This is a genomic window from Pseudomonas sp. Marseille-Q7302, assembly GCF_965111925.1.
In genome coordinates this window covers 3,109,509-3,123,642 of record NZ_CBCOPK010000001.1, presented here as the reverse complement: position 1 = coordinate 3,123,642, position 14,134 = coordinate 3,109,509, and the positions used below count along the sequence as shown (strand labels likewise).

At 63.2% G+C, this 14,134-nt stretch carries 12 protein-coding genes and 1 tRNA gene; 7 read left to right on the top strand and 6 right to left on the bottom strand.

Translation table 11 applies throughout. From position 1 onward, the window contains the following. The first annotated feature begins 121 nt into the window (after nt 1-121). The 3 genes from tesB (at nt 122) to ACWPW1_RS14525 (ending at nt 2,939) form a co-directional block, all read left to right on the top strand. Nucleotides 122-982, top strand: a complete 861-nt coding sequence (gene tesB, locus ACWPW1_RS14535; protein WP_454253282.1) for an acyl-CoA thioesterase II — start codon at nt 122-124, stop codon at nt 980-982. A 114-nt stretch (nt 983-1,096) separates the two neighbouring features. Further along, complete coding sequence (locus tag ACWPW1_RS14530) at nt 1,097-2,545, top strand: ATPase domain-containing protein (protein ID WP_059315410.1); 1,449 nt, start codon at nt 1,097-1,099, stop codon at nt 2,543-2,545. 25 nt (nt 2,546-2,570) lie between these two features. Further along, entirely contained in the window at nt 2,571-2,939 is a 369-nt protein-coding gene (locus ACWPW1_RS14525) for a response regulator (RefSeq protein WP_059315409.1), read from the top strand. A gap of 80 nt (nt 2,940-3,019) precedes the next feature. On the opposite strand, the gene ACWPW1_RS14520 is transcribed toward ACWPW1_RS14525, so the two are convergent. Continuing rightward, nucleotides 3,020-3,271 carry a CsbD family protein gene (locus ACWPW1_RS14520; protein ID WP_059315408.1) on the bottom strand — a complete coding sequence of 84 codons (252 nt, stop codon included), beginning with the start codon at nt 3,269-3,271 and terminating at the stop codon, nt 3,020-3,022. A gap of 138 nt (nt 3,272-3,409) precedes the next feature. Here ACWPW1_RS14520 and ACWPW1_RS14515 point away from each other — a divergent pair, with 138 nt between their 5' ends. The 3 genes from ACWPW1_RS14515 to cadR all read left to right on the top strand — a co-directional run bounded on the left by ACWPW1_RS14515 (nt 3,410) and on the right by cadR (nt 5,805). Continuing rightward, complete coding sequence (locus ACWPW1_RS14515) at nt 3,410-4,822, top strand: hypothetical protein (RefSeq protein ID WP_454253281.1); 1,413 nt, start codon at nt 3,410-3,412, stop codon at nt 4,820-4,822. Nucleotides 4,823-4,983: 161 nt separating this feature from the next. Next, the gene (locus ACWPW1_RS14510) at nt 4,984-5,163 is read left to right on the top strand and encodes a hypothetical protein (protein WP_454253280.1); all 180 of its coding nucleotides are present in this window, start codon (nt 4,984-4,986) and stop codon (nt 5,161-5,163) included. 171 nt (nt 5,164-5,334) lie between these two features. Further along, nucleotides 5,335-5,805, top strand: coding sequence for a Cd(II)/Pb(II)-responsive transcriptional regulator (cadR, locus tag ACWPW1_RS14505; protein ID WP_271655305.1), 471 nt, complete (start codon nt 5,335-5,337; stop codon nt 5,803-5,805). On the opposite strand, the gene rimO is transcribed toward cadR, so the two are convergent. Continuing rightward, on the bottom strand, nt 5,802-7,127 hold the full coding sequence (gene rimO / locus ACWPW1_RS14500) for a 30S ribosomal protein S12 methylthiotransferase RimO (protein WP_059316908.1): 1,326 nt from the start codon (nt 7,125-7,127) through the stop codon (nt 5,802-5,804). The two genes, cadR and rimO, sit on opposite strands and share 4 nt — an antisense overlap. Before the next feature lie 306 nt (nt 7,128-7,433). Here rimO and ACWPW1_RS14495 point away from each other — a divergent pair, with 306 nt between their 5' ends. Then, complete coding sequence (locus ACWPW1_RS14495) at nt 7,434-9,275, top strand: potassium transporter Kup (protein WP_059315404.1); 1,842 nt, start codon at nt 7,434-7,436, stop codon at nt 9,273-9,275. A gap of 46 nt (nt 9,276-9,321) precedes the next feature. Here the strand turns inward: ACWPW1_RS14495 and ACWPW1_RS14490 are convergent, their stop codons facing one another. The 4 genes from ACWPW1_RS14490 to ACWPW1_RS14475 form a co-directional block, all read right to left on the bottom strand. Next, a complete protein-coding gene (locus ACWPW1_RS14490; RefSeq protein WP_059315403.1) occupies nt 9,322-9,627 on the bottom strand; it encodes a hypothetical protein in 306 nt (101 codons plus the stop codon). 268 nt (nt 9,628-9,895) lie between these two features. Beyond that, nucleotides 9,896-11,170 (bottom strand): virulence factor family protein, encoded by a 1,275-nt coding sequence (locus ACWPW1_RS14485; RefSeq protein WP_059315402.1) that lies wholly within the window; start codon nt 11,168-11,170, stop codon nt 9,896-9,898. A 7-nt stretch (nt 11,171-11,177) separates the two neighbouring features. Beyond that, nucleotides 11,178-13,835: a bifunctional lysylphosphatidylglycerol flippase/synthetase MprF gene (gene mprF / locus ACWPW1_RS14480; protein WP_059315401.1), complete on the bottom strand. Its 2,658-nt coding sequence runs from the start codon at nt 13,833-13,835 to the stop codon at nt 11,178-11,180. A gap of 191 nt (nt 13,836-14,026) precedes the next feature. After that, nucleotides 14,027-14,103 (bottom strand) — tRNA-Met (locus ACWPW1_RS14475). Nucleotides 14,104-14,134 lie beyond the last annotated feature (31 nt).

Sequence of the window (14,134 nt, the reverse complement as noted above, 5' to 3'; positions counted from 1 at the left end):
GCAGCCACAAGCTCCACCAATTGTCGTCATACGATGAGTAACGTGGGCAGATGCACGGCGAACGCACAGGATTTGACCGGTTTTGCGTATGATGGCCACTCTCTGTCAAGGAACCCTACCCATGAGCAAGGTGCTGGACAACCTGGTCGATCTCCTGAGCCTCGACTCCCTGGCTCCCGACCTGTATCGCGGCGGCAGTCAGGACCTCGGCTTTCCCCAGCTCTTTGGTGGCCAGGTACTGGGGCAGGCCCTGTCGGCTGCCAGTCAGACCGTCCCGGCGGAGCGCCGCGTGCATTCCCTGCATGGCTATTTCCTGCGCGCCGGCTCGGCGGTGGAGGCGGTGACCTATCAGGTGGATCGCATCCGCGACGGTGGCAGCTTCTCCACGCGCCGGGTCACCGCCTTTCAGGATGAGCAACCCATCTTTTTCTGCAGCGCCTCCTTCCATATAGAGGAGCCGGGTTTCGAGCATCAGACCTCCATGCCCGAGGTGCCCGCGCCCGAGACCCTGCAATCGGAGATCGCCCATGCCCAGCAGTATGCCGAGCTGATTCCGGCGCCGCTGCGCGACAAGCTACTGGGACCACGCCCCATCGAAATGCGCCCAGTAGTCTTTACCGACCCCTTCAAGCCGGAACCCACCGAGCCGGTCCGCCACGTCTGGTTCCGCGCCACTGGCGATCTGCCGGATCAGCCGGCGCTGCACCGCTACCTGCTGGCCTATGCATCGGACTTCAATCTGCTGCCCAGTTCGCTGCTGCCCCATGGCACCAGTTTCTGGGATCGCTCCCTGCAGATCGCCAGTCTCGACCACGCGGTCTGGTTCCATCGCGACTTCCGCCTGGACGACTGGCTGCTGTACGCCATCGACAGCCCCTGGGCGGGCGGCGCACGTGGCCTGTGCCGCGGCAGCATCTACAACCGCGCGGGCCAGCTGGTGGCCTCGGTGGCCCAGGAAGGCCTGATTCGCAAACGCGGCTGAACGCGCGCGCTCTAGCTGGCTATTTGCGCACCAGGCTTATACCCTCTTGCCTGCGAAGCACCGGGCGCCTGTCCAAAGGCGTCCCAGACACATCATTAGTTTGAGGCATCGTTCTTGAATCGACTCGAGCGCGTCGTAACCGGTATCCAGGGGCTGGATGAGATCTTGAAAGGAGGCCTGGTTGCAGGTGCGTCCTATGTCATCCAGGGTCGTCCGGGTTCCGGCAAATCGATCATGGCCAATCAGATCGCCTTCAATCATGTGCGTGGCGGTGGCCGGGTGCTGTTCGCGACCATGCTGTCGGAAACTCACGAGCGGATGTTCCAGTTCTTTTCCACACTGGATTTCTTCGATCGTTCCTGCATCGGGGATCAGGTCCAGTACCTGAGTGCCTTCGATACCATGGAAGGCGAAGGGCTGGATGAGGTCGTGCGGCTCTTGCGGCGAGAAATCAGCCGGCAGAAGGCCAGTCTGCTGGTGGTGGACGGCCTGCTCAATGCCCGCTCGCGCGCGGAAACGCCCATCGACACCAAGAAGTTCATCGCCGAACTGCAGGGGCACGCGGCCTTCGCCGGCTGTACGGTGATCTTTCTCACCAGCGCTCGCCTCGAAGACGGCAGTCCGGAACACACCATGGTCGATGGCGTGCTGGATCTGCACGAAGAGGACATCGGCAGTCGCAGTATCCGCCGTATGGCGCTGCGCAAGACCCGCGGTAGCGGAGCCCTGTCGGGTTTTCACGAATTCACCATCTCCAATGCCGGCATCACGGTGTTTCCACGGCTGGAAACCCTGTATCGAGATCCCTCGGCCGGGGCAACCTACCGCGTCGGTCACCAGCGGGTGACCAGCGGCGTGGCCTCGCTGGATGCGATGATCGAAAACGGGTTGCCGGAAAGTTCGACCACGCTGCTCATGGGGCCTTCGGGGGCCGGCAAGACATCCATCTGCCTGAACTTCCTGGCCGCCTGCACGCCCGAGGCACCCGGCCTGATGTTCAGCTTCTATGAGCCGCCGGAGCGGCTGCAGCTCAAGGCCAATGCCCTAGGGCTCGATCTGGCCGGCCGTATCGACGAGGGCGCGCTGCATATGCACTGGCAGCCCACGACCGAATTGCGCCTTGATGAGGTAGGTCTGAAGCTGCTCGCGCTGGTCAAGCAGCATGGCATCAAGCGGCTGGTGATCGACAGTCTGGGCGCCATTGCCCGCTTCGCCCTGCCACAGGGGCGGCTCATCGAATACTTCAGCGCGTTACTGAACGAGCTGCGTACCCAGGGCGTCACAGTTCTAGCCACCTGGGAATTACGGGACGTGTTTGGCGCGGATATAGCAGCGCCGGCCCCCGAACTTTCCAGCATGGTGGACAATCTGATCTTGCTGCGATTCGTCGAGGCTGAGGCGGAGATCAAAAGGGTCCTGTCCATCCTCAAGGTGCGGGATAGCCTTTATGACCCCTCGCTACGTGAGATGGTGATAGACGATTCGGGAATCGAACTGAAAAAGGCGTTCAAAGACATGGTGAAGGTGCTTTCAGGTTCAGCCATGCCCTCAATACAACCATGATCGCGTCGGCTGGGAGAGCTTCCACATGACGACGATACTGGTAGTCGATGACGAATTTCTGATAGCGGACATCCTAGCCTTCGCTCTTGAAGACGAAGGCTACATGGTGGTCAAGGCGAGCAACGGACGCCGAGCGCTAGACGTATTCGATCGCGAACTACCGTCGCTGGTCATCACCGATTTCATGATGCCGGTGATGAATGGCCGCGAGCTCGCAGAAGCGCTACGTGAACGTCAGGGCCTGCAGCACCTTCCCATCATCCTGATGAGTGGCGCTCAGGCGCATCTGGCGCAGGAGAGTTCCGAGCTGTTCGACGCCGTCTTCCAGAAGCCCTTCAATATCGGCGACATCGTGGAGACGGTACGCAAGCATCTCCTCACCCTCAATCAGTGAAAAGCCCCAAAACAAAAAGGCCTGTCTGAGCAGGCCTTTTTGTTTTGGGGCTGGCATCACGGCCAGCCCCGCGTCTCCGATCAGGAGCGCGACAGCAGTACGCCGAGGACGAAACCGATGCCACCGGCCACGGCCAGTGCGGTAAAGGGTTTGTCGGCCGTCACGTTGCGTGCGCAATCGACAGCCTGGCCATACTGCTCCTGCAGTTTGCCCTCTAGCTGACGGGACTTGCCCTCGGCTTGCCAGTCGGTGTTGCCGGTGGCGGCACCAAAGCTATCCTGGACCTTGCCGGTAGCGTCCTTGGCATTGCCTATGATCTGATCGGTATTCATAAATGCACCTCGTGTTGTGGGAACGGGGGAGGTCATGCCAAACGACATGCTTCCCTTATTGATCCGCACCAGACGCATTTCGTTCAGGTCCAGTTCGTTGTTCGCGATATCCATCGCGATTTGCTGCCGAGAGGATCCATGATTCCCAGTCGTCTTTCCGCCCTCTGCCTGCTATCGATCCTGGCCGGCTGCACCCTTCAGCAGCAGTCGACCGAGCCTGCTCCCCAGGCCGAAGACCTCTTCACTCGTCCTCTCATGCCAGAAACCGTGCTACGAGACGGCTCTCGGCTCCAATTCGCGCTGGCCTTGCCGGAAGAGGGGTCGGCGCTGGTCGCTCTGGACTGCGCCGCCGACCAGGCGGAGCTGCTCTATCTCGATGGCGCCCAGCGAGTCTATCCGGGGCAGGTGAATGCCTATGCCGCACCGCTGCCCCTGAGCACCGCCAAGAGCGCCGCGCTCAGGCAGCGTGCCGATATCGCGGCACTTTGCGCCCAGCCGGCGAACACGGATTGGCGCGTCCTGGCCAGTTCCGCCGGTGGCGATACCCTGGCCATCGACCGCAACAGCCTGGTGGACGGTCAGGGCGTCCGTCGTTTTTGGGGCGGGCAGCAACTGGGCGTTACGGTCAAGACACCGCGCTACAGCGCCCCCGTGCGCCAGTGGCGTGAATCCCTGGCCGCGGATTGCACGGCGCGCCGCTACCTCCTGCTGGCGCGCTATGGCCTCGATGACAGCGGTCGCATTACCGATAGCGAATCGGCCAGGTTGACCCAGGAGGCCTTCACCACCGCTCCGGTCGAACGTCGGCATGTGCTGGAAGCCGTATGCGATCATCGTGACGCTCTGCTGGCCGCACCGCGAATGCCTGCGGTGGCGACCACTCCGGCCGCCGCGGTCCCAGCCTCGACCATGGCATCTCCGACCGAATTGCCTGTGGCCCAGCCTCAGCCATTGCAGGCCCTCCAGGCGCTGGCGCTACCCGCGCCCCGTGCCGCCATTCAGACCGTGGTGGAGGAGGGCGAGAGTCGCTACGCCGGCCAGTCTCATCCCTATCGCCAGGCCCTGCAGGTCAGTGCCGGCCCCTTGCCAGGCCTGTTCAGGTTCACTGCACAGGGCAAGGCAGCACGGATGGATGCGCTCAGCTGGCGTGGCCTGATCGATCTGGTGCGGCGTACGGAGGTCGACAACGGTGGGTTGCCGGTCGAGGAATCGGCCAGCCTGACACGCCTGACGTTCAATGGTGACTGGCGGGCGCTGGCCGTGGGCAGTCAGGTCGGTTATCAGGCGCAGCAGACCCTGACCGGCAATCTGCAGGGTCGCGAGCAGCGGGAGATCCAGGTGTCCTGCAAGGTGGTAGCCGAGGGCGAGGCGCGCCAGGTACTGGCGTCCTTGAGCGGACGAGCCAAGACGCTGGAGTGTCGGCATGGCAAGGCGAGCAAGGGGCCCCTGAGTCACTGGAGCTATCTGGAGGACTATGGCTTCTTCCACATGACCAGCCTGGGTGCTGATGACGCCATGGGGCTGAAAAAGCATCTGGTAGAGCTACGCTAGCCGCTGGACGATCAGGCAAGGGACGACCGGAGAGTGGCAAGAGTTCTCCTACGATATTTGCCTTTTAGGTAATGATCACTCTCTAAAAGGCTACTTTTTAGCGGATTGGTACTGGAGGTACGCTGTGTCTATTGAAACAGCACAACCAAGAGGTATTCGCTATGAAAGTCCTGGGTGTCCAAGCCATTGTTACCGTTCTGTTCCTGGGTCTACTGTCAGGCACCGCATCGGCTGCCAGCCGTGATGTGTCCAGCAAGTCCATTCGCGCCAATTCCCAGACCCAGTTCCAGTCGGAACATCCGGCGCACGCCTCCGCGCTCTACCAGAACAACGCCAACTAGGTTGGTCGCTGTCACGACGCCCTGGCGATCCACTCATCGCCGGGGCGTCGGCTTTTCTCCACCGCCCACTAACGCTCCCGAACCAGTACCTCCTTCCTGCGCCGATAAACCTTGCTCCAGAGCCTCTGGCGCGGCAGTCTGTATGGCTGACAGAGCGTTGAGGTGGGGGCGATGAAGATCGGCGAATTGGCCAAGCGCACCGACTGCGCGGTCGAGACCATCAGATACTATGAGCGTGAGGGGCTGCTGAGTCCTGCCGCCCGCAGCAGCAGCAATTACCGTAGTTACGACGAGCGCCACGTCGAGCGACTGGTCTTCGTACGTCATTGCCGCTCCCTTGACATGACCCTGGAAGAGATCCGCGCGTTGCTGGCCCTGCGCGATACCAGCGAACCCGGCTGTGCCCAGGTGGATGCCCTGATCGGTGCTCACCTGCACCATGTCGAGGTGCGCATCCGCGAGCTGGATCAGCTACGCGAGCAACTGGTGACCCTGAGGCGCCAGTGCCAGGGGGAAGGCGAGGGGGATCGCTGCGGGATCCTGCGCGAACTCGGCCAGCCGGCGGCGCCGTCATCGACCACCGCCAGTTGCAGTGCGGCCGGGCATGCCCATGTGCCCGGCACTCACCGCTTGCAGGATTAGATCACTTCCGCCCAGAGATCGTATTCATCGGCGTCGGTGACCCGCACCCAGACCTTGTCGCCCGGCTTGAGCGGAGTCGCGCTGTCGACATAGACGTTGCCGTCGATTTCCGGGGCATCGGCATAGGAGCGGCCGATCGCGCCCTGATCGTCCACCTCGTCGATCAGCACCTCGATCTCACGACCTACCTTGAGTTGTAGCCGCGCCGCGGAAATGGCCTGCTGATGCGCCATGAAGCGTTCCCAACGATCCTGCTTGATCTCGTCCGGAACAGGCTCCAGGCCCAGCTCGTTGGCCGGTGCGCCCTCAACGGGCGAATACTGGAAGCAGCCGACGCGATCCAGCTGGGCTTCGGTCAGCCAATCCAGCAGGTACTGGAAGTCTTCCTCGGTCTCGCCGGGAAAGCCGACGATGAAGGTAGAGCGGATGGTTAGCTCCGGGCAGATCTCCCGCCAGCGCTTGATGCGCGCCAGGGTCTTGTCCTCGAAGGCCGGGCGCTTCATGGACTTGAGCACCTTGGGGCTGGCGTGCTGGAAGGGGATGTCCAGGTAGGGCAGCAGCTTGCCGGCGGCCATCAGCGGGATGACGTCGTCGACATTGGGGTAGGGGTAGACATAATGCAGGCGCACCCAGACCCCCATGCCCGACAGCGCCTCACAGAGTTCCAGCATGCGCGTCTTGACCGGCTGGCCGTTCCAGAAGTCCAGCCGGTACTTGAGGTCGACGCCATAGGCGCTGGTGTCCTGGGAGATCACCAGCAGCTCCTTCACGCCCGCCTTGACCAGCCGCTCGGCCTCGGACAGCACGTCGCCCACCGGGCGGCTGACCAGCTTGCCGCGCATGGAGGGGATAATGCAGAAGCTGCAGCTGTGGTTGCAGCCTTCGGAAATCTTCAGGTAGGCGTAGTGGCGCGGGGTCAGCTTGATGCCCTGGGGCGGCACCAGATCGATCAGCGGATTGTGCTCCAGCTGCGGCGGCACCACCTCGTGCACGGCGCTGACCACCTGCTCGTACTGCTGCGGACCGGTCACTGCCAGCACACTGGGGTGGACGCCGCGGATATTGCCCTCGTCCACACCCATGCACCCGGTGACGATCACCTTGCCGTTCTCGGCGATGGCCTCGCCAATGGCATCCAGGGACTCGGCCTTGGCACTGTCGATGAAGCCACAGGTGTTGACCACCACCACGTCGGCGTCTTCATAGGTCGGTACGATCTCGTAGCCTTCCATGCGCAGCTGGGTGAGGATGCGTTCGGAATCGACGGTGGCCTTGGGGCAGCCGAGGCTGACGAAACCGACCTTGGGGGCGGACGTTTGGATGGACATGGGCTAACCTCGGCGGGCGCTCAGGAGGCGCCTTGATCAAAAAACGCGCGATTCTAGCCATCTATTTCGCTGCTTGGAAGGGGCATGCAAGCCCTGTCGACAGCACGGAGCTTTTTGCCGACGAGAGAGTCTAGGGTGCGTGAAGCGCGGCGCTGAGAGGTTGCCGGCACCACGCCCCTGGCCTTTTCAGCTTGATCCCGGCGCCGCTTCGGCGCAGGATGCGCCGATTTTCGACTCTAGGAGCCCCGCATGAGCCGTCCGGAACACGAGCACGGTGGTAAAGCCCCTTCGGCCTTGGGAATGATCGTGCTCGCCACCGGCGTGGTCTACGGCGACATCGGCACCAGCCCTCTCTATACGCTCAAGGAAGTCTTTTCCCCGCACTACGGCCTGCCGCTGAATCACGACAGCGTACTCGGCATCCTGTCGCTGATCTTCTGGTCGCTCATCTGGGTCGTCACCCTCAAGTACATCACCTTCGTCATGCGCGCCGACAACCAGGGCGAGGGCGGCATCATGGCCCTGACCGCGCTGGCCCGTCGCGCGGCGCAAGGCTCGCCCCGGCTGGCCACCACCCTAGTGCTGCTGGGCCTGTTCGGTGCGGCGCTCTTCTATGGCGACAGCATGATCACCCCGGCGGTCTCGGTGCTGTCGGCGGTGGAAGGCCTGGAACTGGCCTTCGATGGGCTGGAAGCCTGGGTGGTACCCATCGCCCTGGTGATCCTGGTCGGCATCTTCGCCATTCAGAAGCGCGGCACGGCCACCATCGGCAAGTTCTTCGGGCCGGTGATGGTGCTCTGGTTCACCACCCTGGGCGCTCTGGGTGTCTATGGCATCGTCCAGCAGCCCGAGGTGCTCAAGGCCTTCAATCCCTACTGGGCGGTGGAGTTCTTTGCCGCCAACCCGGTGAAGGGCTTCATCGTCCTGGGCGCCGCCGTGCTGGCGCTTACCGGCGCCGAAGCGCTCTATGCCGACATGGGCCACTTCGGCCGCAAGCCCATCGCCCGCGCCTGGCTGATGCTGGTGTTGCCGGGGCTGGTGCTCAACTATTTCGGTCAGGGTGCGCTGTTGCTCGCCGATCCCGCGGCCGTGCGCAATCCCTTCTACCTGCTGGCGCCGGAATGGCTGCTGTTGCCGATGATCGGCCTGGCGACCTTGGCCACCGTCATCGCTTCCCAGGCGGTGATCACCGGTGCCTTCTCCATGACTCGCCAGGCCATCCAGCTGGGCTACATCCCGCGCATGCAGATCCAGCACACCTCCAGCCAGGAGCAAGGGCAGATCTACATCCCGCTGATGAATTGGGCGCTGATGCTGGGTGTGATCTTCCTGATCCTCACCTTCCAGTCTTCCGCCAACCTGGCCGAAGCCTATGGCGTCGCCGTGACCGGTACCATGCTGATCACCAGCTGCCTGGTGTCGGCGGTGATCCTGCTGCTGTGGAAGTGGCCTCGCTGGATCATGGTGCCGCTGCTGATCGGCTTCCTGATGGTGGATGTCCTTTACTTCTCCGCCAACGCGCCGAAGATCTTCTCCGGCGGCTCCTTCCCGGTGATCGCCGGTATCATCATCTTCATCCTGCTGACCACCTGGAAGCGTGGCCGGCAGCTGGTGGTGGAGCGCCTGGACGACGGGGCGCTGCCGCTGCCGATCTTTATCAGCAGCATCCGCGCCCAGCCGCCATTCCGCGCCAAGGGCACCGCGGTGTTCCTCACTGCGCGGACCGATGTGGTCCCCCATGCCATGCTGCACAACCTGCTGCACAACCAGGTGCTGCATGAGCAGGTGGTGCTGCTCACGGTGCGCTATGAGGACCGGCCGCGGGTATCGCGCGGCGAGCGCATGGAGGTCGAGGACTTTGGTGACGGCTTCTATCGGGTGGTACTGCACTACGGCTTCATGGACGAGCCGGACATCCCCCTGGCGCTCAGCCATTGCCCCTATCCAGGTCTGGATTTCACCCCGATGCGCACCACCTACTTCCTCAGCCGGGAAACGGTGATCGCCTCCAAGCGCCTGGGCATGGCGCCCTGGCGAGAAAATCTCTTCGTCTTCCTGATGAAGAACGCCAACGGCAACCTGAGATTCTTCAAGCTGCCGGTGAATCGGGTGATCGAGCTGGGCACCCAGGTCGAGATCTGACCGAGCGCAGAAAGAACAAAGGCCCCGGAAGGGGCCTTTTCTTTGCCTAGTTGAATACCGGCGGGGGCAGGGCGTCAGGATCGGTGATGAAGGGCATCTGCCAGCTATCGAGGGTCTGGCCGCGGCCTTCCAGTTCGCTGCGCACGGTGCCTATGTAGCCGGCCAGGCGTAGCGGATCGCTGTAGTCGGCTTCGCCGAGCTGCTCTTCCGCGTAGAGCGTCTTACCTTGCGCATCGACTACACCCAATGCCAGGTCATGGCCATCGGCGCCAGAGGACACCACGCAACCCAGAGGCTGGAAGGCGTCGACCAGGATCTTGCTGGCGGCGTCGGCAGAAAGCGGTGTAGTCATGGCGAAGGTCTCCGGGGCTGATGGAGCGATAGACCGCGGGAGACCGCCCTGTTGTTCCAGCCGTTCGTCCGGGCCCCGAGTGACTGCCCAGTCTCTGCTAGGCGCTGGTCAGGCTGCGTTGGACATGGCCTGGAAGGATGCTCCCTTGCCCGTCTTAAATTCGGGCGACTCCGGTACCGTCTTCAGCGGGTTTCACGGGACCTTGCAGGCCTGCCTGTCTCCAACTCAGGAGACGTAGAGCGGGCTTCACGCCCGCTCTACCCAACAGCTACTGCGGCGTACGGGCCTCGATAGCCTTGACCATGAAGTCAGCCAGCCTGTCGTAGTTCTCGTCGAAGTGGTGACCGCCCGGGCGCCCCAGCTTCTCGCCCGGCTGACCGGGTTGCGTGCAACCACTGTCGTCCTTCTCTTCCTCGCCATAGACGCAGAATTGCTTGGCAGCGGGAATCTTGCTGGTTTCCGGCAGGGTATCGGCTTCGTCGCCGGGTTTGCCCAGCCAGCCTTCCACGGCGATCTCGAAGTTGCTCTTGCGGCTGAAGGCCAGCAGCAGCAGCGAGGACACCTGGTCCTGATCCGCCTTGGGCAGACGGTTGTAGACCGCCGGCAGGATGTCGGCACCAAAGGAGTAGCCTGCCAGCACGAAGTGCTTGGCGTTCCACTTCTCGCGGTACTCCTGCATCAGGTTGGCCAGGTCGGCAGCCACCTGTTCCGGGCTCTTGTGCTGCCAGAAGTAGCGCAGCGAATCCACGCCGATCACCGGATAACCTGCTTCGTTCATGGCCTGAGCCGAGAGACGATCGATGTCGCGCCAGCCGCCGTCACCGGAGTAGAAGATGGTCACTACGTCGGGGTGGCCGGGCTTGACGTCCGGATCGGCCGGCATCTCGATGGTGGGGATATCGTTGTGCTCGCCCAGCAGCCGGGTCTTGAGCTGCTCGCGCAGTACCACCGGCAGGGCGGTGCCATAGTCGGCGATGGTCAGATCGGCATTGCTCTGCTGGCGCACGAAGATGGCGGAGTCATCGGTGGGATGATCGTTCCAGGCGATATGCCAGTGGCCGTTCGCCGCCTTGGCCGGCAGTGCATCCGGGCAATCCAGGGATTCCACGTTGAAGCCGACGCTCAGGGCCGCGGCCTTGGCGTTGTCCTGGGTGGCCAGCCAGCGCCATGCCCGGGCCGCGCCTGGGCCGATACCGCCGACGAAGGTTGGAGCACCGCTCAGTTCCTTGGCCGCAGTGGCGAAATCGTCACCCTGGGCCTGGCAGCTGTTGAGCACCTTGATTTCGTACTGAACGATCTCGGCGCCAGTGTCGGTTGCCAGGCTCAGCAGGTCGGCATCCGCCAGCTGCAGATCAGGCGGGGTCGCCAGCACGACGCGGGCATGCGGCTCGCCCTTGGGCGCGGCCATGGTCAGCAGACGGCCGTCCGGCTGCGCCAGGACCTTGACCTGGGGAGCCGATGGCCAGCGATGAAACCACCACCAGCCCAGGCCCGCGGCGATCAGCAGAAGGACGAGCAGTACGACGAGTGCACGTTTCAGCATAGGACTCTCAACGTTTGACCAGGCCGGTATAACCCCCGGCGATTAGGGCGGCGGTGTCTGCGAAGGCTACCAGGGGATCCAGGCCGGCAGGCACGGCCATGTAGCGCGGCTCCCATTCCGGATCGAACTTGTCCTTGAAGCGACGCAGTCCCTGGAAGTTATAGAACTGTTCCCCGCGCCTGAACACCATGGCGCCCAGGCGCTGGGTAATGGGTGCGCCGCGACGGGGGTGTAGTCCTGCCAGTGGCACCATGCCCAGCGAGAAGCGGGCGAAACCGGCGGCCTTGAAATGCAGGATCAGGCCGAGCATGAGGAATTCCATGGTCTGCTTGGGCGCATCGGCGGTGACACGCATCAGATCGATGCTGGCCAGGTCAGGCCGTTCGGTTTCCAGCAGATTGGCAAAGGCCACCGCTCGGTCCTGGAAGCGCACCACGGCGATGCGGAAGTGCTTGAGGTAAGCCTGATCGAAACGGCCCAGAGAGAAGCCTTTCTCCCGCACCTGCTTGCTCTCCAGCCAGACGTCGGAGATGGCCTTGAGTTCGTCGAAGGGCGCTTCGCCGGGTGCATGGAATTCGATGGACAGGCCATCGCGCTGGCCCCGGTTCCAGGTATAGCGCAGGTCCTTCTTGCCTTTGCTGTCGAGATCGAAGGCGTGCAGATCGACCCGCGCCTCCTCACCCAGCTTCAGGGCTGTCAGGCCGATGTCCATGTAGAACGGCAGGTTCTCGGCGCGTACCTGATAGAACACCGGTCGCGCATGGTGCAGATCGCACAGGTCGCGGAATTTCCAGATCAGCTCGGCGCGGGGTTGTGCCCGACCGATGGGGTCGAACAAGGCGATCAGGCTGCGCCCGCGGCGACCGTACATCAGGAAGGCGTCGTCACTCTCGTGGAAGAGCAGGGCCTTGTCCCCGGTCATCACCAGGCCGCCATCCGGCTGACTGGATTTGCGCACGATGCCGAAGGCCCGTTCGAGCTCTGCCGTATCGGGCGCTTCGATGGGTGGCGGCGCGGCGCGCAGCAGCCAGCCCAGAGCAATGATCAGCAGCAGTACTGAGCTGCCCAGGGCCGCGCGCAGACCGCGGGGGGCATCGGCGTCCAACGCGAATTGCCACCACAGGCGCGTATCGTAGGGAACGTCCTGATAGGCGAACAGCAGCAGCCAGACCGAAGCCGCGACCACGCAGATGCTGGCGGTCACGTACAGCGGCGAGAACGGCTGCTCCATCAGCCGGCTACGGCGATAGAAGGATTTGCGAAAGATGGCGAGCAGCGCGGCCGTCAGCGCCAGGATGGAGGCTTCCTCCCAGTCGAAACCTTTCAACAGGGACAGCAGAGAGCCCAGCAACAGCAAAACCAAGGTCACCGCCCAAGCCGCGGACAGGCGCCGGCGCAATCCCTGCGCCAGCAATAGACAGACGACGCCAATCAGGCTCGCGCCCAGGTGGGAGGCGTCGATCAACCGCTGGGGCAGCAGGAAATCCATGCCTTCCAGACGGGTGTCTATTTCAGGGGTGACCCCAGAAAAAAGCAGGACTACCCCGGAAAAGAACACCAGGATAGCCAGGATGGGCGCGGCCAGGCCGGACGCCACGCGAACCGCCGGACTGTTCGACAGCAGGCGGCGGCCTTCGCTGAACAGCAGCACCAGGCAGGCGAGCACGAAGGGCAGCAGCACATAGAACAGCCGGTAGACCACCAGGGCGGCAGCCAGCTGGGCAGCGCCCAGCTCGTTGGCGAAGGCTGCCAGCAGTACGGCTTCGAAGACCCCGACGCCACCCGGGACGTGGCTGAGTACCCCGGCGGCCAGCGCCAGCAGATAAACGAGCAGGAAGGCACCAAAGGGTGGTGCGGTCGGCAGCAGCAGGTAGAGCACCATGGACGCGGCGACGACGTCGAGGATGGTGATCGCCAGCTGCAGGGCGGACAGGCGCAGGGTCGGCAGACGCAGCGCTCTCTTGCCGATGCGGAAGTGCAGGGCATGGGCGGAGGGCTGTTCGGGGGCGCGCCAGCGACGCAATGCCAGGATACCCACCGCATAGCCGACCAGGATCAGCCCGGCCACGGTGATGATCACCGCCTCCGGTACCCGCAGGGCCTGGGTGGAGGCCTGCAGATTGGTCAAGGCGGCGATAGCGGCCAGCGGTGGCAGTGCGGTTCCCAGCGCCAGGCTGGAAAACACCGTCATCTGCGCCACTTCCAGGGCACTGAGGCCCTTGCGCGCATAGAGGCGATAGCGCACCGAACCACCGGACAGCATGGACAGACCCACCGCGTTGCCGATGGCGAAGGCAGTGAAACCGCCCAGGGTCCAGGTCCGCGCCGGCAGCTTGACGTCGGCGAAGTGCATGGCCGACCACTCGTAGCCCAACAGGATGGTGAAGCCGGCTGCCGCCGCCAGGAGGGCGCCGATCAGTGACGAGTGTGGGATGTCATGCAGGGCATCGTGCAGGGCTTCGCCATCGATGCTGCTCAGCAGGTGCCAGCACACCACCAGTGCGACGGCGAACAACACCAGCGTGAGACCCAGCTCGATGGGTTGCCGGTAGGCGGTCAGCCGTTCCAGCAGGCGCCAGGGTAGGGCGGGAGGGGGCGAAACGGGATGATCCGCAGGGGATACCGGCTTCGAGGAGACCTCTTTGGCTGGATCAGGTGCAGTCATGCAAACTCCTCTAGACAGGAAACGCGCGTCAGATTACTGCTCGCGCGCGGTTTGCCAAGCCTTGTACAGATAAAAAAGCTCTATACCAACCTTTGTAGCTCTTGTAGCTCCAGAGTTCGCCCCGCTGGGATCTGGCCCAGGTCAAATTCAGCGCAAAAAAAAACCACTCAGAAGAGTGGTTTTTTCGAATTTGGTTGCGGGAGCTGGATTTGAACCAACGACCTTCGGGTTATGAGCCCGACGAGCTACCAGACTGCTCCATCCCGCGTCCGATGTGGCTCAGTATAGGGCCAAGAAAA